This is a genomic window from Janthinobacterium woesei, assembly GCF_051380875.1.
Lineage (GTDB): Bacteria > Pseudomonadota > Gammaproteobacteria > Burkholderiales > Burkholderiaceae_D > Janthinobacterium.
On the sequence record NZ_JBNYXW010000017.1, the window covers coordinates 37,978 to 60,186 of the forward strand.

32 protein-coding genes are annotated in these 22,209 nt (G+C 59.5%); 21 read left to right on the top strand and 11 right to left on the bottom strand.

Translation table 11 applies throughout. The annotated features are described in order from the left end of the window. Window positions 1-54: 54 nt before the first annotated feature. The 7 genes from ACQ4W6_RS19580 to ACQ4W6_RS19610 form a co-directional block, all read right to left on the bottom strand. Window positions 55-1,605: a phage portal protein gene (locus ACQ4W6_RS19580; RefSeq protein WP_436568845.1), complete on the bottom strand. Its 1,551-nt coding sequence runs from the start codon at window positions 1,603-1,605 to the stop codon at window positions 55-57. Next, complete coding sequence (locus ACQ4W6_RS19585; protein ID WP_436568846.1) at window positions 1,605-1,835, bottom strand: DUF6148 family protein; 231 nt, start codon at window positions 1,833-1,835, stop codon at window positions 1,605-1,607. Before ACQ4W6_RS19585 ends, ACQ4W6_RS19580 begins: the two co-directional genes overlap by 1 nt. Before the next feature lie 86 nt (window positions 1,836-1,921). After that, window positions 1,922-2,200: a Mor transcription activator family protein gene (locus ACQ4W6_RS19590; RefSeq protein WP_436568847.1), complete on the bottom strand. Its 279-nt coding sequence runs from the start codon at window positions 2,198-2,200 to the stop codon at window positions 1,922-1,924. Window positions 2,201-2,202: 2 nt separating this feature from the next. Continuing rightward, on the bottom strand, window positions 2,203-4,266 hold the full coding sequence (locus ACQ4W6_RS19595) for a phage terminase large subunit family protein (protein WP_436568848.1): 2,064 nt from the start codon (window positions 4,264-4,266) through the stop codon (window positions 2,203-2,205). Beyond that, complete coding sequence (locus ACQ4W6_RS19600; RefSeq protein ID WP_436568849.1) at window positions 4,263-4,775, bottom strand: terminase small subunit; 513 nt, start codon at window positions 4,773-4,775, stop codon at window positions 4,263-4,265. Before ACQ4W6_RS19600 ends, ACQ4W6_RS19595 begins: the two co-directional genes overlap by 4 nt. 150 nt (window positions 4,776-4,925) lie before the next feature. Continuing rightward, window positions 4,926-5,678, bottom strand: coding sequence for a hypothetical protein (locus ACQ4W6_RS19605; protein WP_436568850.1), 753 nt, complete (start codon window positions 5,676-5,678; stop codon window positions 4,926-4,928). A gap of 293 nt (window positions 5,679-5,971) precedes the next feature. Continuing rightward, on the bottom strand, window positions 5,972-8,584 hold the full coding sequence (locus tag ACQ4W6_RS19610; RefSeq protein ID WP_436568851.1) for a DUF5906 domain-containing protein: 2,613 nt from the start codon (window positions 8,582-8,584) through the stop codon (window positions 5,972-5,974). Window positions 8,585-8,771: 187 nt separating this feature from the next. Between ACQ4W6_RS19610 and ACQ4W6_RS19615 the strand changes: the two genes are divergently transcribed. Next, complete coding sequence (locus ACQ4W6_RS19615) at window positions 8,772-8,981, top strand: hypothetical protein (protein WP_436568852.1); 210 nt, start codon at window positions 8,772-8,774, stop codon at window positions 8,979-8,981. On the opposite strand, the gene ACQ4W6_RS19620 is transcribed toward ACQ4W6_RS19615, so the two are convergent. From ACQ4W6_RS19620 to ACQ4W6_RS19630, 3 genes are all read right to left on the bottom strand, one after another. Continuing rightward, window positions 8,957-9,358, bottom strand: coding sequence for a hypothetical protein (locus ACQ4W6_RS19620; protein WP_436568853.1), 402 nt, complete (start codon window positions 9,356-9,358; stop codon window positions 8,957-8,959). The two genes, ACQ4W6_RS19615 and ACQ4W6_RS19620, sit on opposite strands and share 25 nt — an antisense overlap. A 71-nt stretch (window positions 9,359-9,429) precedes the next feature. Continuing rightward, window positions 9,430-10,041 (bottom strand): toxin YdaT family protein, encoded by a 612-nt coding sequence (locus tag ACQ4W6_RS19625; RefSeq protein ID WP_436568854.1) that lies wholly within the window; start codon window positions 10,039-10,041, stop codon window positions 9,430-9,432. 68 nt (window positions 10,042-10,109) lie between these two features. Continuing rightward, complete coding sequence (locus ACQ4W6_RS19630) at window positions 10,110-10,460, bottom strand: helix-turn-helix domain-containing protein (protein ID WP_436568855.1); 351 nt, start codon at window positions 10,458-10,460, stop codon at window positions 10,110-10,112. Window positions 10,461-10,543: 83 nt separating this feature from the next. On the opposite strand from ACQ4W6_RS19630, the gene ACQ4W6_RS19635 reads away from it, so the two are divergent. From ACQ4W6_RS19635 to ACQ4W6_RS19665, 7 genes are all read left to right on the top strand, one after another. Beyond that, on the top strand, window positions 10,544-11,329 hold the full coding sequence (locus tag ACQ4W6_RS19635; protein WP_436568856.1) for a LexA family transcriptional regulator: 786 nt from the start codon (window positions 10,544-10,546) through the stop codon (window positions 11,327-11,329). 110 nt (window positions 11,330-11,439) lie between these two features. Then, window positions 11,440-12,462: a DNA damage-inducible protein D gene (dinD, locus tag ACQ4W6_RS19640; RefSeq protein WP_436568857.1), complete on the top strand. Its 1,023-nt coding sequence runs from the start codon at window positions 11,440-11,442 to the stop codon at window positions 12,460-12,462. A 122-nt stretch (window positions 12,463-12,584) separates the two neighbouring features. Further along, a complete protein-coding gene (locus ACQ4W6_RS19645) occupies window positions 12,585-13,196 on the top strand; it encodes a hypothetical protein (RefSeq protein ID WP_436568858.1) in 612 nt (203 codons plus the stop codon). A 5-nt stretch (window positions 13,197-13,201) separates the two neighbouring features. Further along, window positions 13,202-13,552: a hypothetical protein gene (locus ACQ4W6_RS19650; RefSeq protein ID WP_436568859.1), complete on the top strand. Its 351-nt coding sequence runs from the start codon at window positions 13,202-13,204 to the stop codon at window positions 13,550-13,552. A 148-nt stretch (window positions 13,553-13,700) separates the two neighbouring features. After that, a complete protein-coding gene (locus tag ACQ4W6_RS19655; protein ID WP_436568860.1) occupies window positions 13,701-14,327 on the top strand; it encodes an Lcl C-terminal domain-containing protein in 627 nt (208 codons plus the stop codon). Between the two features lie 30 nt (window positions 14,328-14,357). Beyond that, entirely contained in the window at window positions 14,358-14,684 is a 327-nt protein-coding gene (locus tag ACQ4W6_RS19660) for a hypothetical protein (protein WP_436568861.1), read from the top strand. Further along, the gene (locus ACQ4W6_RS19665; RefSeq protein WP_436568862.1) at window positions 14,681-14,875 is read left to right on the top strand and encodes a hypothetical protein; all 195 of its coding nucleotides are present in this window, start codon (window positions 14,681-14,683) and stop codon (window positions 14,873-14,875) included. Before ACQ4W6_RS19660 ends, ACQ4W6_RS19665 begins: the two co-directional genes overlap by 4 nt. Before the next feature lie 46 nt (window positions 14,876-14,921). On the opposite strand, the gene ACQ4W6_RS19670 is transcribed toward ACQ4W6_RS19665, so the two are convergent. Further along, window positions 14,922-15,134, bottom strand: coding sequence for a hypothetical protein (locus ACQ4W6_RS19670; protein WP_436568863.1), 213 nt, complete (start codon window positions 15,132-15,134; stop codon window positions 14,922-14,924). Between ACQ4W6_RS19670 and ACQ4W6_RS19675 the strand changes: the two genes are divergently transcribed. The 13 genes from ACQ4W6_RS19675 to ACQ4W6_RS19735 all read left to right on the top strand — a co-directional run bounded on the left by ACQ4W6_RS19675 (window position 15,133) and on the right by ACQ4W6_RS19735 (window position 22,194). Continuing rightward, window positions 15,133-15,321, top strand: a complete 189-nt coding sequence (locus tag ACQ4W6_RS19675; protein WP_436568864.1) for a hypothetical protein — start codon at window positions 15,133-15,135, stop codon at window positions 15,319-15,321. The genes ACQ4W6_RS19670 and ACQ4W6_RS19675 overlap by 2 nt on opposite strands. Before the next feature lie 46 nt (window positions 15,322-15,367). After that, window positions 15,368-15,718, top strand: a complete 351-nt coding sequence (locus tag ACQ4W6_RS19680; RefSeq protein WP_436568865.1) for a YfdP family phage-associated protein — start codon at window positions 15,368-15,370, stop codon at window positions 15,716-15,718. After that, on the top strand, window positions 15,715-16,608 hold the full coding sequence (locus ACQ4W6_RS19685) for a DUF2303 family protein (RefSeq protein ID WP_436568866.1): 894 nt from the start codon (window positions 15,715-15,717) through the stop codon (window positions 16,606-16,608). The genes ACQ4W6_RS19680 and ACQ4W6_RS19685 overlap by 4 nt, the downstream gene beginning before the upstream one ends. Further along, complete coding sequence (locus ACQ4W6_RS19690; RefSeq protein ID WP_436568867.1) at window positions 16,605-16,820, top strand: hypothetical protein; 216 nt, start codon at window positions 16,605-16,607, stop codon at window positions 16,818-16,820. Before ACQ4W6_RS19685 ends, ACQ4W6_RS19690 begins: the two co-directional genes overlap by 4 nt. A gap of 4 nt (window positions 16,821-16,824) precedes the next feature. Then, window positions 16,825-17,202: a hypothetical protein gene (locus tag ACQ4W6_RS19695; protein ID WP_436568868.1), complete on the top strand. Its 378-nt coding sequence runs from the start codon at window positions 16,825-16,827 to the stop codon at window positions 17,200-17,202. 20 nt (window positions 17,203-17,222) lie between these two features. After that, window positions 17,223-17,612, top strand: a complete 390-nt coding sequence (locus tag ACQ4W6_RS19700; RefSeq protein WP_436568869.1) for an Lcl C-terminal domain-containing protein — start codon at window positions 17,223-17,225, stop codon at window positions 17,610-17,612. A gap of 36 nt (window positions 17,613-17,648) precedes the next feature. Further along, window positions 17,649-18,011 carry an Lcl C-terminal domain-containing protein gene (locus ACQ4W6_RS19705; protein ID WP_436568870.1) on the top strand — a complete coding sequence of 121 codons (363 nt, stop codon included), beginning with the start codon at window positions 17,649-17,651 and terminating at the stop codon, window positions 18,009-18,011. An 18-nt stretch (window positions 18,012-18,029) separates the two neighbouring features. Beyond that, window positions 18,030-18,401 (top strand): four helix bundle protein, encoded by a 372-nt coding sequence (locus tag ACQ4W6_RS19710; RefSeq protein WP_436568871.1) that lies wholly within the window; start codon window positions 18,030-18,032, stop codon window positions 18,399-18,401. A gap of 200 nt (window positions 18,402-18,601) precedes the next feature. Continuing rightward, window positions 18,602-19,765, top strand: a complete 1,164-nt coding sequence (locus tag ACQ4W6_RS19715) for an RNA-directed DNA polymerase (RefSeq protein ID WP_436568872.1) — start codon at window positions 18,602-18,604, stop codon at window positions 19,763-19,765. Then, window positions 19,762-20,082 (top strand): hypothetical protein, encoded by a 321-nt coding sequence (locus tag ACQ4W6_RS19720; protein ID WP_436568873.1) that lies wholly within the window; start codon window positions 19,762-19,764, stop codon window positions 20,080-20,082. The genes ACQ4W6_RS19715 and ACQ4W6_RS19720 overlap by 4 nt, the downstream gene beginning before the upstream one ends. Then, on the top strand, window positions 20,079-21,626 hold the full coding sequence (locus ACQ4W6_RS19725) for a DNA cytosine methyltransferase (protein WP_436568874.1): 1,548 nt from the start codon (window positions 20,079-20,081) through the stop codon (window positions 21,624-21,626). Before ACQ4W6_RS19720 ends, ACQ4W6_RS19725 begins: the two co-directional genes overlap by 4 nt. Further along, window positions 21,623-21,928 carry a DUF4406 domain-containing protein gene (locus tag ACQ4W6_RS19730; RefSeq protein ID WP_436568875.1) on the top strand — a complete coding sequence of 102 codons (306 nt, stop codon included), beginning with the start codon at window positions 21,623-21,625 and terminating at the stop codon, window positions 21,926-21,928. The genes ACQ4W6_RS19725 and ACQ4W6_RS19730 overlap by 4 nt, the downstream gene beginning before the upstream one ends. Then, window positions 21,925-22,194 (top strand): hypothetical protein, encoded by a 270-nt coding sequence (locus tag ACQ4W6_RS19735; RefSeq protein ID WP_436568876.1) that lies wholly within the window; start codon window positions 21,925-21,927, stop codon window positions 22,192-22,194. The genes ACQ4W6_RS19730 and ACQ4W6_RS19735 overlap by 4 nt, the downstream gene beginning before the upstream one ends. The last annotated feature ends 15 nt before the right edge of the window (window positions 22,195-22,209 follow it).

Consider the following 22,209-nt stretch of genomic DNA (forward strand, 5'->3'; position numbering starts at 1 on the left):
TTTAACGGTGTCTCATTTCTAGGGAAAAAATGAGACACCATTAAATATATTTTTTTAGCTCGTTTCCGCCCCGTTTTTCGGCGGCGCTTCATCGCCCGCGACGGGTGGATTTTTTTGCTCATTGGCGTAATCGGACTTGAAGACCAGGCCTTTTTCCTGGGCCGCAGCGCGGTGCGCAGCGATTTGTTCCTGCACGTCGCGCGGGTTGGCGCCGCGCTTGCGGATCACTTCCACCTCGCTGGCAAAGCCGTCCTGCACCAGGGTGTGCCAGGCCAGCGCCTCTTTCAGCGGGTCGATCCATGGCATGGACTGACCGACGAACAGGGCGTCGTCCACGCTGGCCGGGTCGACGTCTTTCGGCGTGCGCACCACGCCGGACAGGTTGGCGACGTTGACGAAATCGATCCAGGTCGGCTGCAGGTATTGACCAACAAATTCGTCCGTCAGCACGGCGTAATTGATCCATTGTTCGACCAGCTCCTGGCGCTGACCGGAATAGGTGCCGGTATAGTCGCGCGCAACGCTGGAATAGCTGGCCTGGATGCCGGCCGAGACGGCGCGCAGCTGGCCCTGGCGGAAGGTGATCAAGTTCGGGTTGGGGCGGTTTGAATCGATCATGCCGATTTCTTCGCCGGCCAGCAGGCTGTCGATGATCATGCCGGGCGCCATGTTGAGCTCACGCGGGCCAGGCTCACCGTTCGGGCCAGTTGCGTTAGGGTCTCCGTAGGTGCTGGGGTCGCCTTTTTTAACGTAGGCAGTCAGGGAGGCCGCCACTTTCGCGGCGATGCGTTCGCTTTCTTCGTAATCCTTGATATCTTCCAGGCGCGTGATGACGCTGGCGAAGACGGAGACGCCGCGCATCTGGCCGATGCGGTCGACCATGGCGATGTGGTGCATGCGCGATACATCGATGCGCTTCATTTCGGTATTGTGTTTGCTCCAGGTGCCACCGTTGGGGAATTCCTTGTAGGTGTAATAGCCGGTCGGCCGGCCCCAGGCGTTGCGCTCGATACCTTGCTGGATGTTGCGGCCGATGTCGTGGTAATCCATGGGAATCAGGTCCGCCTCGATCAACTCCAGCGAGTACGGCACACGGGTACCGTGATCAAGGCCTGGCACCGGCCCGATCAGGCGCTGCGAGAAGCATTCGCCGTCGCGCAGCCAGGTACTGGCCACCAGGCGCTGCACCTTGCTGAAATGGTGACGGTGGGTCACCTCCGGAATCAACTGCCAGTCGCGCCAGGCGTCGCGCAGCGCTTTTGCATATTCTTCGTGAATGGTGCCGTCCAAGCGGCGAGGCTGCGGCTCGATGCCGATGCCATTCGGGCCGATGACGTTATTGACCAGAACACCCAGTGCGCCACGGGCAATATCATGGTTCTCCACCAGGTTGCGCGCCAACGCGCGCACGGTAGTGGCACCGTGCTGCACTACCGCATTCGGCGACAGGGCATCTTTGACCATCTTGCGCAAGCGCGATGGCTTGGCCGCCTCGTATTGGCTCAGCACCTTGCGCGCCTGCATGCGGCGCAAGCCGGTGGCCGGTGAAAAATAGGCCAGCAGGCGATCAAAGGAATTAAATGGGATGTCTACGGACTGGGCCATTATTGCCCCCGGAAGCTGGCAAGCGAGTAGCTCATGCCGCCGATGCTGGGTGCCTTGACGATGGCGGCAGCTTCCTGCTGCACGCGGCGCTCCCATTCTTTTCGGCCGGCGGTGATGCTGGCCAGGTCTTCCATGCGCAGCTTGCGGTCGCCAAGAGAAACTTCTTTCCCTTCCAGCACCGCAGATTCGGCGGCAAGGTATTTGGCGAGCATGTCGGTGGCGATGGTCATTGGGCATTCCTTCAGGTGAATGCCCAACGTTAGCGACGGCGCTGTCTCATTTCTAGGGAAAAAATGAGACTGCTTCAATTATTTTTTCATGCGCCCCTGACGATTCTGTAGAAGTGCCCACGGCTCAAGCCATATTCTTCCATCAGCTCGCGGCGATTGCACATGTTGTATTGGCGACGAATGGCCTCGTCGCGGGCATTGGCGAGGTTGCCGATCTTTTTGACATAGACATCCTGGCCACCCCATTCGATGCGCAGCTTTTCCTCCAGTGCGCGGCGCACGTCGGTGGTGATTACTTCGGCGCCGAGCACGTCGCGCAGCTGATGAAGCATGGAGCCGATGATGTCATTTTTGTGGTAATACATTATTAAAATCCTCTTTTTAACCAGTTGTCTGAAGCGAAGCGGTTGCCGCTACGCTGTTGTGTTGGCGCCGCCAGTTTCGCCGGCGCCATTATTTTTTGTGGTTCGGCCACGCGATTGGTCGCGGCCGGCTCGGCAATGTTCAAAGGTGCACTGAACAGGTCGGCCATCGATGGCTGCACTTCTTCCTCCAGTTGATCCCAAAATTTTGCCGTTTTTTTCGCCAGCTCGAAATGCGTCTCCAGCCATACGGCATAGACGGTGCAGTCCCACGCCTCGACGCGCTTGCGTATCGCCGACCAGCGCGATTCCGTTCCGCCGGCGGTAATTCGCTCAGCACGGATTTCACCGGCCATTTGCTTGAAAAATTCATCGGGCAACTCCTTCGAAAAATGGATGTAGCCAGGGCCCGGCCTGGTGATCTGCAGGCGCCCGTAAATCAGGTCTTTGGCCAAGTTGGTGCCGACCTGCCACAGCAGCGCGCCATGCTTGCGGATGCGGCCGCGCCAGTCGATATCGACCTTGGTGGCGCCGTCCTTGATGTGCTTTTCCTTGCCCGAGCGGCCCTTGACGGCGAACACGCGGCGCGCGGCATTGGCGGCGCAAAATGCGTACACGGCGTGCGTGTTGTGGCCGCCGCTGTCGATGGCGGTGCCGTAAATTTTCAGTTCCTGGCCGCTGGCGTGGCGAAATTTGGTTTCGAACAAATACTCGGCGACGTCGGCCCACACTGCATCTTCGTCCGGATTGCCGTAGAAAATGCGATAGTCGATCAGCCAGGTCTGGCAGCCGCGGCCATAGCCCCAGGCTGCGATCTCGATCCGGTTTGGCTGGGTGTCGGCGCCGGCCAGTAGGCGCACGCAGCCGTGCGGCACTTCGGTCAGCTTGTACGGCTCGGCCCGCTGCTTCAGCTGTTCGGAGTCGGTTTTTTCGACGTCCAGCTCCCAGGTGCGGCCCAAGGTGGTGTTGGTGAAGGTCTTGAGCGATGTGATATCGCCTTCCTGCGCCTTGTTGTGCGCGGCCATGAATTCGCGCACCAGCTTGGCCCAAGTGACCAGCGGGCTGTAGGCGGTCCAGACGTGGAAGGCAATGTGGCGCAGCGCGCTGATCACGGCGCCGCTGGCGTTGCGGAAGACGCCGGCGTGGTCGATGGTGACGCTGGCGTCGTCGTTTTGCCAGCGGCCGGCGGGCGCCGCCGCCAGGTATTGCCCCTGGTCGATCATCGAACTGCAGTGCGGGCACAGGTGGCGCACACTGCCCGGATCGTTATCGAGCCATTTAAAGCCGTGTGTCTCGTCCTTGCCGCCCCAGGTCAGCGCGTGAAATTCGCCGCAGTCGGGGCACGGTATGGCGAACTGGAAGCGCGCATCGGCCAGGATGAAGCGGGCCTCGATCAACGAGAAGCCTTTCAAGCCAGGCGTTGAGCCGGCCACCAGTTTCGGGAAGGTGGCACCTTCGACGCGCTTGGCCGCCAAGGTGATGGGGTCGCCTTCTTTTTCGACGTCGCCATCGAAGGCGTCCAGCTCGTCCAGCAGCGCATTGTCGACGGAAATACGGCGATAGCTGCGCGCCGCCTTACCGCCACGCGTGTGCAGCATGCAGCCGAGGAATTTCTTTTGCTGCAGCGTGTTGTCCTTGTGGCGCGACATGTGCGCCGGGAACGCTTTACGCATCGCTTTCACGTCGCGCAGCATCGGTTCCAGTTCGGTCTTGACGAATTCGTCGCTGTCGCCGTCGGTCGGCTGCCACAGCGCCTGATTGCGGCGTTTGTGCTCGATGAAGTAAGCGATGGCAGCCAGCAGCATCTTGGTGTAGCCGACCCGGGCCGACTTCATGAAATCGACTTCGCCGATGTCGTCATTACTGATGCAGGCCATAATGGCGCGCTGGAACGGCCACGCCTCCCAGGCCTGCTCGACGTACGACGACTCTTTCGACAGGTAGAAGTGCTTGCCCGCCCATTCGTCCAGCGTCATTGGATCAGGTACGCCGAAGGTACTCAGCCCGCGCGTCAGGCAGGCGGACAATTCGGGCGAGCGCCAGTTGAGGACTTCGGCCAGATCGCTCATTCGCCCTGGCCCTCGATCACCTGGTGCTCGGGCGCCACACCATCTTCTTCTTCGTCGTCGTCGCGCAGGTCGGCCAGCGATATGTTGGCGACGATGTTCCGGACCTTGGCGATCTCTTTTTCGATGTTGCCGATCTCGTCCGACGAAAGCGACGGCACGCGGCGCTTGACGGCGCCGGGGATGGCATCGAACAAACCGCCGATACGCGCACCGGCCTTCGACAGCACCTCTTCGATCAGCACCACCGGCGCCAGCTCGCCGCGCGTCACGCCGTTTTGCATTTCGATGCGCTCGCGCTGCACCTTGGCCAGCATGGCGCGCTCAGCCACCAGGTCGAGGTCTCCACCGGACGAGCGGCCAGCGGCTGTTTCGCGCAGATGGGAGCAGTAGGCGTGCAGCATCTGCTGGCCGGACATGCTCGAATCGAGCACGCCGCGCCCTGCGAGATTACCGACGGCCTGCTGGCTTACGCCGACCAGCGCGCCGAAGGCAGCTTGCGTCATTGGCATAGACAAATCAGACAACACAACCCCCTTGCAAAACATCCCTGACTAGCGAAAAAAGGGGGTTCGAATTACCCTTGCAAGCCCCCTCGCCGGAGTACCTTTTGAGAATTATTCTCATTTGATATTGATTCTCATTTGATGTTGTTGTAAGCATCACCTTGCAGTCCGCATCGCTTCGGCATAGGCGCGCGCGAACTGGCCGCCAAACTCTTTCTCGACCGTCTTCTCGACCACGTACGTGAAGTCAAAGTTCTTGTGGTAGCTGGCCCAGCGGACGAAGATCATCACCGGCTTGAGTGAGCCGGGGCCGCCGCCGCGCAGGCTTTGGTACACGCCCAGCGCCCCACGGTCACCTGGCCGGCCAACGAAGTAGCGGAAGCCTGCGCGCTTCTTCGTGCCCAGTGCCAACTTGGTGCGCCCGCCCGCTGTCATGTTGGCCTTGTAGCCAGCCTCGGGGAATGATCGGAAATAGGCCAGGATCTGCACGATCTGGCCCCGGTTCATATTGCCGTAGCTGTCCATCTTGGCACCGGCGCCTGGCACGATGCGGTAGCCAGGTGGCAACGCGCCCACCGACTGCATGGCGCGCTCGAAGCGTTTCATTGGCCGTGTGCCGCCCTTGATCTGCGGCGCCAGGTAGGTGGCTGCTGGCGTGGCCTTGGCGGCGAAGTCCTTCAACTTGACTTCGGCAGTGAGGTTCTTCGCGGTAGCCGGCCGCACGAACAGGCTCGACAAGGTGTAAGGCGTTGGGCTGCGGAAAATGTCGCGCATCTCGTGCTTGAGGCTCGCGCTCGCCAGCTGGGCCGTGCGCGTCAACGCCACACGCGTGGCGAACGTGATCTGCTTCTTGCCAGCATCCGTGAAGGCTGTCAGTTGCTGAATGGCTGGGCCTACATTAATCGTCATATCGTTATTACCTTCGTTTTCTACAATTTCAGCCATAAAGCAGGGTATGTCATACTTCAATTCAAACCCTGCATCGCTATAACCCGCATCTACACTCACTCTCAGCAGGCTATATAGGGTATGCATGGTTATTTGGTAATCATGGGATAAAAAAACACAAACAAATATCAACCATATAAATATCCGCACATACGTGTAACAAGCCTGCAAACCCTGCGTACCCTGCTGCAACCTATAAGCCATGCGGGTTTGCGCGATGCAGGGTATGAAAAGAACCCTGATGAAGCCGGCAATCAACCCTGCGCAGTGCCCAAGCCGCGCACATCGGCAGTAGACCGGAAGCGCTCAATCTGCTGGTCCAGCGTGCCAGTTTCGGCGTCATTCTTGATCTCGAACACCATCCGTGATGCCTTGCCCTTGCTGCCAACCGATACCGTGCGCTTGACCTTGTGCTCCCTGCTGGCCACCAGGCCGGCGAACTTGCACAAGGTGAGCGGCTTTTCTCCGGTCTTGTCGCACCAGCGCTTATAGATGGTGAACAGGTCTTCGGACAGGCAAGAGCAGTACGGTGCGGTCAGGTAACCGTCCTTCCAGGAGCGATGGAACGACATCCAGCCGTTCAGGCCGAATTCGATCACGCGCTCTTTCGCCAGTGTCATCATCGGTTTGGTATGCTCATTGAAGCCGTCGAGCGGGAAGTTGAGCAGGAACTGATAAAAGGCCTCGATTCCGCCCATCTTTATCGAATCGCTGACCCGGTCGTAGAATTCTTGCTCTTGCTTTGCCCTGGCCTCGATCACCATGAAGCGGCGGTCTTCCAGCTCGATGGGGATCGGCTGCGGCTCATTGGACAGAAACGCCCCATTCATATGGTTCCGCTCTGTGCGTTCCGGCAAATTCTTCTGGTTGATGCTCATCGACTTGCCGGTGATCATGTATTTCAACGTGCCGTTGTGGCTGTACTTGTCGTCACGCGACAGCACCTCTTCAAACAGCACAAACAGCTTGCGCGAACGCCAGGCTGTAAATGTCGAGTCGAGTTGATGCTGGCTGGCGATGGTGCCGTACTCGCCGTAGATCGGCGCGATCACGTCCTGGAAAAACAGGCTTTTACCTGTGCCCTGCTTTTCGCCGAACATCAGCAGCGCCGTTTGCATTTTGGCACCAGGGTTTTGCAAGGGGAACGCCAGCCAGCGCAGTATCCAGGCCACGCATTCATCAACGTTATCCTCGGCGCCGCACAACGATTCAAGGAGTGCGAGGATCGGCATCACCAGGTCGATATTCGCCTTCGGGACCAGCGGCCAGCCCAGGAAGATATTGACGTGCAGCACCGGGTCTGATTGCTGGGTTGGATCAAATACCAAGTTGCGCGCCTCAATGGTTTTGCGCAGCGCGTTTTCCTGCCATTTCAATGTCAGGTCGGCGGTGTAATCGGCCCGGACGGCGCCCAGCGTCATCACCTGCTGGCCGATTGCGTCCCACACCGTTTCGGTACCGCGCAACAGCGTCAGGTTGTCGAGCATCTCGCCAAGCTTGCCGCCCCCGGCGCCCCCAGGGATGGCGCGGCCGCCGACCAACATAGGCAAGCTGTCGCGCATGACGGTGCGGCGCTTGGGATCCTTTTCCCATGTCAGCGCCGCATCCTTGCCGACCCAGGCGTTCAGTGCTGAGCGCTTCATGCGCTGCTTGCGCAGGCCATCCCAAATATCCGTCGTTGGCCAGATCAGCGAGAAGTGCGCAATAAGCTGTTCAGCGGTCGGCGCGTTGATGCCGACCGGGTCCGCGATATCGTCGTCAGCCGGCATTTGCCCTGGCGCGTCATCCTGCAATGAGGGCGCGGGAGAATTAGCCAACACCTCGACCGGCGCAATGGCGGCAGGCGGCAGAACAATGGCGGCCGCCGCCAGCGCCGCCTCGATCTGCTCCGTGACAACCGCCAATGACTCATTCACCTGCAAATCATTGAAGTCGTTCAGGTCTGGCAGAGACTCGTCATTTTTCTTTTGGCGCCGCGGATTCTTGAACACCGGCAGGATCACCAGCGCATTGCCCTCGGCTGTTGCCGCCGCTTGCGCTTTCAGGAGGCCAGCGTGGCCCGTCATGTGATCATCATCGGCAAAGAACACCAACCGGCTGTTCGGGAACAGGCGGCGCAGCATCGCGGCCACATGCACCAGGTTGCCGGCGTCGAGCGCCATATACACGGCGAAGCGATGGTCAATGGCCATGCGCGCAGTCAGGCAGGTGGCATAGCCTTCGCCGATACCGATATCGTCGCCATCCATCGGCACGTCGCCCAAGCGGCAGGAGGCAGCGAACTTGTCCATGCCGCCGCTGTTTTTCTTGCTACCGTCGGCAGCAATCGCCTGCTTGCCGACCATTTTGGGTGGATTGAAATCGTAACGCATCAGGGGAATGAACAGCCCACCATCAGCCAGGTAGCGGCACGCCTCGGGCGTGACCTGCTTGCGCACCAGGTAGGGCGATTCACCCTCGCGCGCGGCCATGCGCCACTGCGCCGGCGCGCGCACGGCAGCTGCTTGCGCACGGGCCAGTCGGTCAGCCTCTTCCTTGGCCTGGCGTTCAGCACGCGCCTTGCGGTCTGCTGCCAGCTTTTCCGGCGACACCTCGACACCGTCGGCGCCGAACTTGAAGCCTTCGGCCTGGGCTTCGGCAAACAAGCTACCGATGCCGACCTTGCCGGCCTTGAACGAGCGCCACGATGCATTGGCGGCACCGGCGTCATAGCCGTCGTAAGCCTGACTCCACTCCAGCCACATGTCCTTGGCTGTGTCGCCAAATTCCGCCTTCAGGGCCATGCCCATACGCACCCATACGTCGCGCACCATCGGGCTGACGAAATGCAGCGCCTGGCGCGCGGTTTCTAAGGATGCGGGAATCACTTGGACTCCATCTTGCTGGCATAACCCGAAAAATTACTCATGCTCGTCCAGTCAAATAATGATAAATGAAACTTGTAAAAAATATAGGGGCGTTGCATTACGTTAATATCTCAACTCCATCACCGCGAAGGCGCCCGCTCCACATTGTTGGCGCCACAACATCAACCTGTCTAAGATCGGAAACAGCATGAAAGAACTTGTCACCATGACGCTTTGGGAGCTGCGCTTGAAACTCAAAATCCTTGACGACCTGCCAGATGACACGCTGGTCACTTTCGGATCGGGTGATTTGTCCATTCACCGCGCCCGTGAGCTGAGGTATCCGCCAGAAAAAAACATCCCGCCGATGGTCAATATCGAGTTCAACGAAATTTACAAACTGATCCCGACCGAATAATCGCGCTCAGCCTGCACCATGCGCGCAAAGTCGGGCTTCCAGGTGCCGCCATTGCGGATGAACGAATCGACAGCGATACCAGCCGAACCGAGTGGCCGCGAAAAGAAATCGGAAATCACCCCTTCGCGGCCAAAGGGGGCGTAGCCTGGCGCATAGCTGACCGCGTCCCAGCGATCAGTGCCAAAGCGCAGCACCAGCGTACAGCCGGCGACAGGATGCGTTTCGCCGCAGTAATCACGCATGTCGGCATTCGCTTGGTCGGCGCCAGGCCACACGTGTGATGCGCATCCTTTCATGCGCGCAACCTGGACCTCGGCCAGGCGTGCCGTAGCCCGCTGAACGTCGTCTTTTGCCGCTTGTTCATCTTGCTCAGTCATAATTAATTTCCTCATTGCAACATTTTAGACACAAAAATACCGGCCTCATCAGACCGGCCACTGAAAACTGTTTAATGCTGCCGCGTCGGGTGCAGCACCTTGGCGATGACGGCTTTGGTGCGGCTCATGGCGCGCTTGGCGCCTTCGAGCATGCGGCGCACGCGGGCCTTCTTTTCGTCGGCGCGCGCGGTGCGGCGCAAGGCCAGCTCCACATTGGCCTGCGTCGGCTGGGCAATTGCGGCTGCCACGGCTGCCAAGGCCTCGGCGTCTGCGCTGGCCATCTCGCACACGTCGGCCAGGCCCAGGCCGATTTCCTCGGCCGTCTCCAGCGAGCGCACGCACAGGCCGAAGCGGTGCAGCAACTCGTTCAGGCAATCCATGCGCTCGGCGGGCGGCAGGCCGGCCAGCGCCGACAGCACGAAATTGGCGGGCAGCAGGTTGTTTTCCTTGGTTTCATCGTCAAGCCAGCGCAGCACGCGGTCGCCGTTGTTTTTCATGCGCTGATATTCGTCCGGATGCGGCTCGAAGCGAATGCCGGTGGCCGACGGCCCGCCGATGTCGTCATGCGCCTGGACGATCACGTTGATCGCGCTGTAACTGGACAGCCCAACATCCTTGCGCCAGGCACTGACATGCTCGCGCAGGATGGCGATCAAGGTTTTTTTGTGCGAATCGTTCCGCATGCTATTTCTCTCCGGAATGGGTATTCTTGAAACATGAACAAAACAACAAAGACGAACAGCCACGCATTTCAACCGCCCGAGGCGCCAGGGACACGCGGCGCGGCGCCAGCGACCACAATCACCGCATGTTCTGGCACCGTGTCCAGGATGTTGTTGGTAGAGGGTGGCTGGCGGCCGGGGTGGCCGGGCGCGGGGTCGGTGGCGAGGCGCGACACAGTTATAGGCTCGCCGTAAATGTCGTTGTATGTCACCACCAACCCAAGTGAAGATGCAAACTTAATCAGCAGCTTCGCGACTGACGGCGGCACCTCCTGGCCCTGCTCGTAATGAGATACGTTGCCCTGCGTGACACCAAGTTCCTTGGCTAGAGAAGCTTGGGTGACGCGCAAGCGTCTGCGAATTGTTTGAATTGGGTTCATATAACGAATATTAGTCCGACTGTTTGACTATGTCAACAGTCTGACTGTTTGAAAAATATTAGCTTTACTTATAGCCTTGCACAATGCCAGCACTCCCCCTATCTTCCGAACAGCTCGCCGACGCCGCCAGGCTCAAAGCACTCTTTCAAGAGTGGCAACGCTCGCGCAAAGAAAGCAACCTTCCTCACTCGCAAGAGGCTGCGGCAAGCGCGCTTGGCTTCGGCCAGAGTGCCCTCACGCAATATCTGAATGGCCGAATCCCGCTGAACGTCGCCGCAGGCGTGAAGCTTGGAAATCTCTTGGGAGTTTCGCTTTCCGATTTCAGCCCCGCATTGGCCGAAGACGCCGGGAAGATTGCGGATGCGGTCGCGCCGCATACCGATGATGTCAGCGCAGTATGCCTACCCGGCGCACGAGGCGTAACTGACGATGACAGCATGGCCCCTGTGATGATTGCCATTCGCATGGTCCCGGAGCATCTGCGGGCTGGGATTACTGGATTTGAAACAGATCACAACTTCGAGGACGGAGGCCAGCTACACGTCCCCCGTCAATGGCTCGAAGAGCGCGACCTAGCGCCAGGCGCCCTGCTGGCAATCAAGGTCAAAGGCGACAGCATGGTTCCGATGCTATATGAAGGCGATATCGCAGTCGTGAATATCGCCGACAAGAGCCGGGTGAACGGCGGCGTTTTCGCTTTGAATTTCAAGGGCGAGGCGGTCGTGAAACGCTTGAAATATGAGCGTCGCGAATGGTATTTAACCTCCGAGAATCCCGACTTCCGACAAGAGCCATGCCGCACAGGCGATTGCAATGTCATTGGCCGTGTCGTGCGCTTCGAGCCGCGCAACTTCAAAGATCGGCTGTGAGGCGCCGCCAGGCTTTGGGTGCGCGGCTGGTGATGTGGCCCTCCCGTCAGATGATCGCGAGACAGGCGCACCCTTTGGTGAATGCCCATTTTTTTTCATAAGAGATCGAAATGACAGACAATTCGGACGGCAAAGGTGTCGCACGGGCAGCAATTGAAGAAATGCGCCGCATGCTATCTAGAGATGCAAGCTCAACTCCAAATCCCGTTGATGAGGATGACTACGATCCACGCGCAGACCAAGAGCAAATGACCGTCATGGAGAAAACATCCGAAACGGTCGAGGATCTTCTTGCTGCGCTTGAGAGTGCCGCCCTGCGGCTGGACGATGGGACTGAATACTGGAGCGCTCGACAACTCCAAACGCTGCTTGGCTATGGCAGTTCTTGGCAAAACTTTCAGAAGGTTATCGACAAGGCTCAAATTGCATGCCACCAGAGCGATCATACGATTCGGGACCATTTTAATGACGTCATTAAAATGGTCGACATTGGATCAGGAGCAGAGCGCACAACAAAAGACGTTCAGGTCACAAGATACGGCGCATACCTAATAGCCCAAAATGGCGACTCAAGAAAGCGGCCAGTCGCGTTTGCGCAAACATATTTTGCCACTCAGGCGCGGCGCCAAGAATTGCAAAATGAAAGCGATTCCTGCAGCGCCGAAGTTGCCGAGGATCAAAAACGACTAATGCTCCGCGATGAAATGCGGGAGCACAACAAGCAATTAGCTGATGCGGCAAAAGATGCCGGTGTTGAAAAGCCGATTGAGTATGCCATTTTTCAAAATCATGGATACCAGGGGTTGTATGGCGGCTTGGATAGGGCCGGCATCCAGAAGAAAAAGGGGCTAAAAGGGTCATCCAATATTCTCGACCATATGGGCAGTACCGAGCTAGCCGCCAACCTATTCCGAGCAACACAAACAGAAGACAAGCTTCGCAGGGAAAATGTAAAAGGCAAAAATAATGCCAACAGCGTTCACTTTGAAGTTGGTCAGAAGGTTCGCAAAACAATAGCTGAGATTGGTGGAATCATGCCGGAGCACCTGGAGGCGGCAGAAGATCTTGTGAAGGTAGGGCGCCGCCTGGAGGGCGCCTCAGCGACTGGACGCAAGACCAAAAAAATTAAGTGAATTCGCGCGCCGCGCGCGGGCTTTTTTACGCCAGCAGTGCAATAATTTGATAGATTTCCTGTTGCCAATATTTTATATAATGCAAGGTACACGGCAGGCTTGCCAAACCACTGGGGCATCATATGAACGCAAAGCAGGCAGGTATATTCTCCCTGGTGACACTCCCGATAATACTAGGGAGTGCAGTCGCCCAGGAAATTCCAAAATCATCCGGCCCATTTGCGCCGGGAGCGTCCGTGAATGTGGGCGACTCCGGTAAGCTGGTGGAGACTGGCATATTAAACAAAATAGCGTACAGCGCCTACTATAGCGATGGGAGTGCTAGTTTTTCTGGCGGCGAGAATCGCACCTTAGATTATTCCGACGACTGGAGCGTAGGCTGCACCAAGGATTCAATGACAGACGCCAAGGCCTGCCAACTTCACCGCAAAAATCTTTGGATTTTTATTCCCGCAAAAGGATCGCCACTGGTTAGTGTTGGCAGCGATCACTTTCCAGGATCATCGGTGTCCGTTAGGCTTGGCGCCGATGCCCCTATTACATCATCTTCGCCGAATGGCTATTTTTCAGCCAAGCAAAGCACTGCCATTATCTCGAAACTGCAGCGATCCGACAAAATATCTACCAGGTACATGGAATGGCCGCATAATTATTACGCTGATGAGACTTGGGCGATTTATGGATTCAATGAGGCATTTCAATATGCAAAATGGGCGGTGAAAAACATCAGGTAGCGCGTGTGAACTTGATCACCTGCCAAGCCTCAAAAGGTGCTCCACCATCCATCATGCCTACAAATAATGCAGTGGCGCCATTTTACGGCGCCATTATCACGGTCAAGAATATCCGCCTGGCCGTGGTGCGGGTCGCGCCGGAGCACACATGGCCAGTCACTGGCGCGGCCATGCTAAAGTGCGCGCAAGCATTCTTCCCCACGCTTCCTATCGTCCTGCTGTCGCCGCGCGTCGGCGGGTTTTCGCGCAGCTATGCCACGTTCGACCTCACGCAGCTAATTAAGCACATCAATGCCGACGAGATTGCCTGGCATGCTTGCGAACTGACGCCGCCCGAGCACGAGTTACCCTTCTGAGCGCTCACCGCTAATCCCAATCTTTCGGGTATTTTTTTCACACATCAATAATTATTTCTCATTTTATTAGTCAGACTGTTGACTTTGAGTTAGCAGTCGGACTAATATACATCCATCGACGCACCAACCTCAACCGATGGAGAGCCACATGGCACCGCAAACCGCAGCCGCAGCACCTTCCAGCCCAACCCACCTCAGCATCCCGTTCGCTATCTGCTTCGTTTGCAAAGGCCTTATCGCGGGAAGTGCTGTTTTGGGCGGCTGCCGCAATCTCGACGCCGACCTGCACCCGCTCGACAGCGAACTCGTCCACGAAATCCGCGCCATGTTCCTGAGCCATTGGAACATGGACGGCGTCCAGGCCGATGCTCGCATGCAGCACCTCAACTACGGTGCCGCCGTCGCAGCATTGCCACTGCCCACGCCCGGCGCCATCGGCAGCGCCTTTGGCGGCGGCACCTACGCCGGCATCAGCCGCGGCATCGATGGCGCGCCAGACGAACACCTGGTGCTGCTCGACGGCGAAGCTGAAGCAGTGACCTGGGACGCAGCAGTTGCCTGGGCCACGGCCAAGGGCGCCAGCCTGCCAACACGCGCCGAGCAGCGCCTCTTGATGGCCAACCTGCCCGATCAATTCAAGCCGGATTGGTACTGGTCTGGCGAGCAGGCCGGCCCCTCTACCGCGTGGCTTCAGTATTTCGGCAATGGCACCCAGGACTACAACTACCGCTCGTACGAGGGCCGCGCCCGCGCCGTCCGCAGATTAGCAATTTAATCCTTTATCCATTTCAGCCTGAGATCCGCGATGACTCTCGACAACATCAAGCGCGCGCCAGCTGCTGCGCCAGCGCGCGTGCACCGTGTCAGCCTGGTGCTTTCAAACCGGGTGCGGCGCAACGCCGTTGGCCCGACCTTTAGCCTGGCCAATGGCCGGGGTCAGCGTATTGCGCTGGCGTCGGTGGCACCGCAGGGCCTGGGCACCGCGCATGCAGCAGCGGCGCGCATGGCGTATGCATCGGAACTGACCGGCGCCGTGCGCACCGCCAGCATGGACTATGAGCGGACGGGCGCGGTATCGCCGGAAACCGTCAGCCTGATGCGCCGGCTGCTTGACGACATAGGTGCGGCATGAGCGCCCCGGATCTGCTGCTGATGATCCGGCATTGCGCCGCAGGTGCCCTGCAGCGCGAACCACTGGACATCGAGGCGCGGGCGCATGCCTTCATTGCCGCCTTGTCCGGATCGCTGGAGCAGCACGACGCCATCGCCGCCGAAATGGTGTTTTCGATTCTTCAACAGCCTGTAAAGGATGTGCCGAAATGATCACCTTCATCGTCACGGTGCGCCAGGAGGGCCACCGGCCAGAACGCTACACCGATATCGCTTGCGACAGCAGCACCGCGATCATGAATGCCCAAGCGCGCTTCGGTGCTTGCTGCGTGTCGGTACGGCCAGCATAGGGGCGACGATGACCATGCTGCTCACCTTGCTGCAGATGCATCGACACTTCCGCCGCCTGGGCGCCGGCCAGCTGCAGGCCACCCTGCAGGCCATCCGGGTTTATCGGGAAGGATTTTGACATGACCCGCATCGAACCTGACCGCGCCGCACTGCAGATTGCGCACGGCATGCTGCGCAGCACCAGGCCACTGGACGACATGCTCAAGGTGCCGGGCCTGAAAGCCGTGCTGTACGCGGCGGCGCGCCGGCATATGAAGCGCCGCGACAGGTTCGACCCGAAAAAAATGCAAGCGAACGACAACGATTAATTTCCGCATCACCAACCGCAGTACTTATTTACGAAAGACCATCCTCATGGCATCGAAAGCATTCGCCGTGTTCTTGCAAGACCTGCGCGACGGCCGCGCCCACTCGGAGCTGTCCGGCATGCTCGGCGAGCTGCTCGCCAAAGTGAAGGAAACCGGCAAGGGCGGCGCCATCAACCTGAAAATCAAGATCAAGCCCGCCGGGCGCGGACAGGATGTCGACAAGGTCACGATTTCGGACGAAATCAAGCTGGACCTGCCCAAGCCCGAGCGCGGCGAGGACTTCTTCTGGCTCACGGAGGACAACGATTTGTCGCGCAATCACCCGAAACAAGGAAGCCTGGAGCTGCGCGAAGCCCCAGCTCCAGCCCCATCGACCTTTAAGGAAGCAACGAAATGAACGACACCACCACACAGGCAGCTGAGTCCACGTTGAGCCACTTTGCCGCCACCGAGAACATTCACGTCGATTCGTCGGTGATTGCCAAGCTGGGCGCGCTGACGGCCACCTCCAGCGCGGTCAAGGAGGTCGGCAATGCCAGCTACATGCTGGTGCCGGAAGGTTTCGAGCTGAAAGACCTCACGGCCGCCATCGAAAAGGCGCAGTCGGCGCCAAGCCGCAAGACGGGCACGGTGCAACTGGGCGACTTGGACAGCTTCCTGACGTTTGTCGGCAAACAGGGTGCGGCCAGCGACTGCTACATCTATGCGGATCTGGATACGCGCACGCTGACGGCCGTGCTCAATGACCACCAGCACCTGGCCGATCACGAGCGGGCCGGCTGGCGCGACTTCCGCGCGACCTACAAGGCAGAACTGAGCCGCGAGGCGGCAATCTGGATCGCCAACGACAAGAAGCTCAAGGAGCAAGAGGAATTCGCCATTTTCCTCGAAGACAATATCGCCGACGTGGTGCCAGGCGAAGGCATGCCGACCGGCGACACGCTGCTGGCCGTGGCGCTGACCCTGCAAGCGAAGACGGAAGTCAATTTCAGCTCGCACAAGCGCCTCGACAATGGCCAGACCCAGTTGGCCTACTCCGAAACCATCGACGCGCGCGCCCAGGGCGGCGCCATCGAGATCCCGCGCGAGTTCGCTATTGGCGCTCGCCTGTTCAAGGGTGGCGAGGGATACCGCATCAAGGCGCGCCTGAAATACCGCCTGGGTTCGGGCAAGGTGAAGTTCTGGTATGAGCTGGACCGCCCGGAAAACGCGATCGAGGAGGCGTTCAGCGAGTATGTCGAACAGGCCCGCATCAGCGGCTTCACCGTGCTGATGGGTAAGCCATGATGCGCACCGCAGCCAGCCCCACGGTGATCGCCAGCGGCAGTCGCGTTGCCTTCGACAGCGAGGAAGGCCCGCAAGCTGGCGTGGTCGAGTGCGTCAAGCCAGATCTCGGCAACGGCCAGCGCATCGCCCTGGTGCGCGTGGCCGACACGCTCGATGGCATGCCTTGGCAGGTGCCGGTCGAGCAGCTGCAGGCCGTCGGCGCCCGGAGCTAGAAGCATGCGCCGCCCACTTCCCACAGGCAATGTGCCGATGATGACCGAAACCCAACGACAACTGGCGTTGCAGCTGCGCATGGCTGTCGAGGCGATCATCGGCGCGCCATCGGTCGACACGTTCAACACGCTGTCGAAGATATTTGCCGCCCTGTGCGGCTGCGGGATGGCGGGTGACGCAATCGACCTGGCGACCGACACCATGAGCGGGATCTGCGACCGCTACGAGCGTGTGCAGCGCGTCGGCGTCAAGGACGGCGAGGCAGCAGCGCTGCGCCTGGCCGCCGACGGCATCGACGCCAGGCTGTCGATGATCCCAGTCAACAAGCTTCGCCGCGCCATCGCGGAAGTACAAATTTTTTGCGCCAGTGTTGGCGCGTGACATCAACCAATAAGGAAGCCATGAATACCACCACATCCACCGCAGTACTTGCCACCATCCCCGCCGCCATCGGCGCCGCATTTGCAGACGGCATCTATGCCGGCATCAGTCGCGGCGTGGCCGGCGCGCCCGACCAGCACCTAGTGCTGCTGCCGGGCGAGGCTGTCGATGTCGACTGGGAGGCCGCTGGCGCCTTCGCTATCAGCGTCGGCGGCGAGCTGCCTACCCGCGCTGAACAGGCGCTGCTCTTCGCCAATTTGAAGGACCAGTTCGAGCCGCGCTGGTACTGGTCTGGCGAGCAGGCCGGCCCCTCTACCGCGTGGCTTCAGTATTTCGACACTGGCTACCAGGGCAACGGCCACCGCTCGTACGAGGGCCGCGCCCGCGCCGTCCGCAGATTGCCAATTTAATCATTTATCAATTTTCTTTCACTTCGAAAGTCCAGCATGAGCAAACAACAATTCATGGCCGAGAACCTGCAGGAAGGCGAGATCTATGCCGGCCTGGTCCTCGGAAAAGACGGCGCCGCCGACTGCCACGTGTTCCTGCAGCCCGGCGTGGCCACCGGTGTGACGTGGCAGGCGGCCATGGACTGGGCCAAGAAACTTGGCCACAGCCTGCCAACGCGCGCCGAGCAGGCGCTGCTGTTCGCCAACCTGAAGCACGAGTTCGAACCACGCTACTACTGGTCCAGCACGCAGGCCGGCCCCTCTAACGCGTGGTTTCAGCATTTCGACAATGGCGCCCAGCTCGGCTACGACCGCTCGTACGAGGGCCGCGCCCGCGCCGTCCGCAGATTAGAAATTTAACACTTTAATCATTTCGACATGGCCAACCATACCGACCTGCCGATTTCCAAAGTCGCCTACGACCTACTGGTGGTGGCGACTGACTTAGCCAAGAACATGCCTCGCGACTTCAAGGCATCAGTTGGCAAGGAAATCCGCGACGAGTGCGTGCGCTTAACGGTGCTGATCTTCCGCGCAAACGTCGCGGGCGACAAGACGCCGTACCTCGACAAGCTGATCGAGCGCACGCAGGTGATCGAACTGCTGTTCCGGCTTTCCAAGGACATGCGCTTTATCTCCGTCGCGCAGTATGCGCGGGCCATCGCACTGACCAGCATGATCGGCAAGCAAGCCGGCGGCTGGAAGAAATATGCCGCATCGTCGCCTGTATCCCCTCGGTCAAGGCCGTAGGGACTGTGCGTATTTTTTAATCTGGTCGTGCCGCTGGCCCACAAGGCCACCGCTATGCGCACCACAGTAACCACCTGGCGGCGTCCAGGCAGGCCTGGCGCAGTTTCCCCGCTGATCGGCATGGCCTTCGGCGGGGTGACGTAGATAGCACGAATTGACGCAGGCCGGCCCCTCTAACGCGTGGAATCAGAATTTCAACAATGGCAACCAGAACAACAACAACCGCTCGTACGAGGGCCGCGCCCGCGCCGTCCGCAGATCATCCCGATGCGAGCTTCACGCTTGAGCAGCTGGCCGTCGCGTATTTCGACTGCCGCCGCAGTAAACGTAATACCCCCAGCGCCCTGGTGTTTGAGCAGCATCTGGAGCGCAACTTGATCGAACTGCACGACGAGCTGCAAGATGGCTCGTACAAGCCTGGCCAGTCGATCTGTTTCGTCGTCACCCGCCCGAAGGCACGTGAGGTATGGGCGGCCGACTTCCGCGACCGCGTCGTGCATCACCTGCTGTACAACAAAATATCGCCGCGCTTCTATGCCTCGTTCATCAAGGATACCTGTGCCTGCATCCCTGGGCGCGGCACGATGTACGCGGCCAAGCGCCTCGAAGCGAAGATCCGCAGCGTGACGCAGAACTGGGCCCGACCCGCCTTTTACCTGAAATGCGACCTGGCCAACTTCTTCGTCGCCATCGACAAAGACGTGCTGCGCGGGCAGATCGCTGCGCGCGTCACCGAGCCATGGTGGCTGCGCCTGGCCGAAACCATCCTGTTTCACGACCCACGCGAAAATTACCAGCTGCGCGGCGAGGCCGGCATGCTGGCGCGCGTGCCGGCGCATAAGCGGCTGGTCAATCAGCCGGCGCACCTGGGCCTGCCAATTGGCAACCTGTCGTCGCAGTTCTTCGCAAATATTTACCTCGATGCGCTGGACCAGCACTGCAAGCACCGCATTGTCGCCCGGCACTACATCCGCTACGTCGACGACTTCCTGCTGCTGCACGAATCGCCTCAGTGGCTGGGCGCGGCGCTGGCCAACATCAACGAGTTCCTGCCGCGCGTGCTGCGCGCCAATCTGAACCCCACCAAGACCATCCTGCAGCCTATCGCGCGCGGCGTCGACTTCGTCGGCCAGGTCATCAAGCCTTGGCACAGCCGTACACGGCGCCGCACCGTACACGAGGCGACAAGCCGTGTCGCAGGCATTGCAGCCGACGAGGTGTTTGCCACAGCAAACAGTTACTTCGGCCTGCTGCGCCAGGCTGGCAGCAGCCACGCCGACCGGGCGGCGCTGGCGCGCGCGGTGCTGCGCCGCGGGCATTGCGTCAACCAGGCACTGACTCAAACTTATCGGAAACTTTCATGACACAGCTTGCTCTATTTGAAGTGCCAAGGCGCGACAGTCGGGAGATTACTTGGGAGCTGGCGTTCTCCAGGTCAGTCGAAGTCGCCGTGCTGGCAGTCTTCGCAGCACGGCCGGATGAATGGCTGGACTTCCGAGACTTCAAGAAAGTGATTGAAAAATACAAGATCGGCTGCTGTTTTGGGCATGTGCTCTCCCACATCAGCCGCGCAGGGAAGACTGTGCCGAAAAATATTTACTTCGGGTCAGACCACCCCGGCACACCCAATTACCTGGGATTTAAAACCGTGTACATGCTGCAGAAAGGCGCAACCGCATGAAACGAGACAATTTCACCATGTCGCTCGACCTGGGCAGTGAGCTGCTGATCGACAACTTTGCCGGTGGTGGCGGCGCATCCGAAGGTATCGAGCAGGCGTTCGGCCGCCCCGTCGACGTGGCCATCAACCACAATGGCGAGGCCTTGGCCCTGCACGCTGCCAACCACCCGCACACAGCGCACTATCAGGAAGACGTGTTTGCGGTTCACCCTGGCTTCATTACCGGCAATCGGCCTATTGGCCTGGCCTGGTTCAGTCCCGATTGCAAACACCACAGCAAGGCCAAAGGCGGCAAGCCGCGCGAAAAGAAGATCCGGGGTCTGGCCTGGGTGACGCTCAAGTGGGGCGCTTTCCAGATGCCACGCTGTATCGCCCTGGAAAACGTCGAGGAATTCCGCGATTGGGGGCCGCTGGACGACGAGGGCGATCCGATCGCCAGCGAAAAAGGGCGCACGTTCGGCGCCTTCATCGACGCACTGTCTACGGGCCTGGCAGCCGATCATCCGGACGTGCCTGAAATCTATGAAGCGCTGGGTGCCGACTTCCCGATGGAACGCCTGTATCGCGGGCTCGGTTACAAGGTCGAATACAAGATTCTTCGCGCCTGTGACTTCGGTGTCCCGACCATTCGCAAGCGGCTGTTCATCTTCGCACGTCGTGACGGCCTGGCTATCCACTGGCCCACGCCTACGCACGGCAACCCGAAGCTGAAAGGCTTTGCCCAGTCGGGCCTGAAACCATGGCTGACCGCCGCTGACTGCATCGACTGGTCCATCCCTTGCCCGAGTATTTTCACGCGCAAGAAGCCGCTGGTCGACAAGACGCTGGAACGCGTCGCCAAGGGCGTCATGAAGTACATCGTCAATGCCGACCAGCCTTTTATCGTGCCTGGTACCGGCGCGCCATTCCTGACGGAGCATGCGAACGGCTCAACCCAGCGCAATTTCAGCGCCACCGAGCCGCTGCGAACCCAGTGCGCCGAGATCAAGGGCGGCCACTTCGCACTGGTCAGTGCCATGTTGGCCAAGCATTACACCGGCGTGGTCGGCACGGCAGTCACCGTTCCTTTCGGCACCGTGACCACAGTGGATCATCACGCGGTGGTGGCCAGCACGATCATCAAGCTGCGTAATAACCAGTTCGGCCAGGACATGCTGGAGCCAATCCCAACGTTGACCGCCGGCGGTGGCCATGTGGCTGAAGTACGCGCCTTCCTGATCAAGTATTACAGCGAAGGTGGCCAGGATCAGCCGCTGACCGACCCGATGCACACAATCCCGACCAAGGACCGCATCGGACTGGTGACCATACGCGGCGAGGACTATGCCATCGTCGACATCGGCATGCGCATGCTGACGCCGCGCGAACTGGCGCGCGCCCAAGGATTTCCGGAGACTTACATTCTTGACCTGGTGCACAACGGCAAGCAGCTGACGAAGGAGGCCCAGGTACGCATGATCGGCAATAGCGTCTGCCCGCCGCTGGCGCGCGCGCTGATCGCTGCCAACTTTGAACATGAACAACAATTTGCGAGAGCCGCATGAAAATCTACATTGCAGGCCCTATGACCGGCCGCCCCGAATTCAACTACCCGGCATTCCACCAAGCCGCTGCGCTCTTGCGCGCTAATGGGCACGCTGTGATCAATCCTGCCGAGAACCCGGCGCCAGCGTGCGGCAGCTGGCTCGGCTACATGCGCATGAGCGTCGCCCAGGTGGCCAGCGTTGATTGCCTGGTGATGCTGCCTGGATGGGCGTTCAGCAAGGGCGCACGAATCGAATACTTACTGGCCAGGCTTTTAGGGCTTGGCGTTAAATCACTGAAGAAAATGGGAGCACGAGCATGACAGCCGCCGAAACTGACATCTTGGTCAAACTGGCCGAGGCAATTGAAAAAATACAGCGTCCGGCGCTGCCACTATCCGTCGACCTTTGGGATATGGAAATGCTGGGGCAATACTTCAAGCGAAACCCGCAGGTAGTGCGCCAGAACATCGCCTGTCTCCCGAGCTTTCCAAAGGCGATCAGGCTGCCGACGAAAGCGAAATCGCACCCGCTGTACAGCGCCAAGGAGGTGATCGAGTGGGCGCAGCGTCACCGTGACAAAAATTGATGCCCGGGAGTTGGC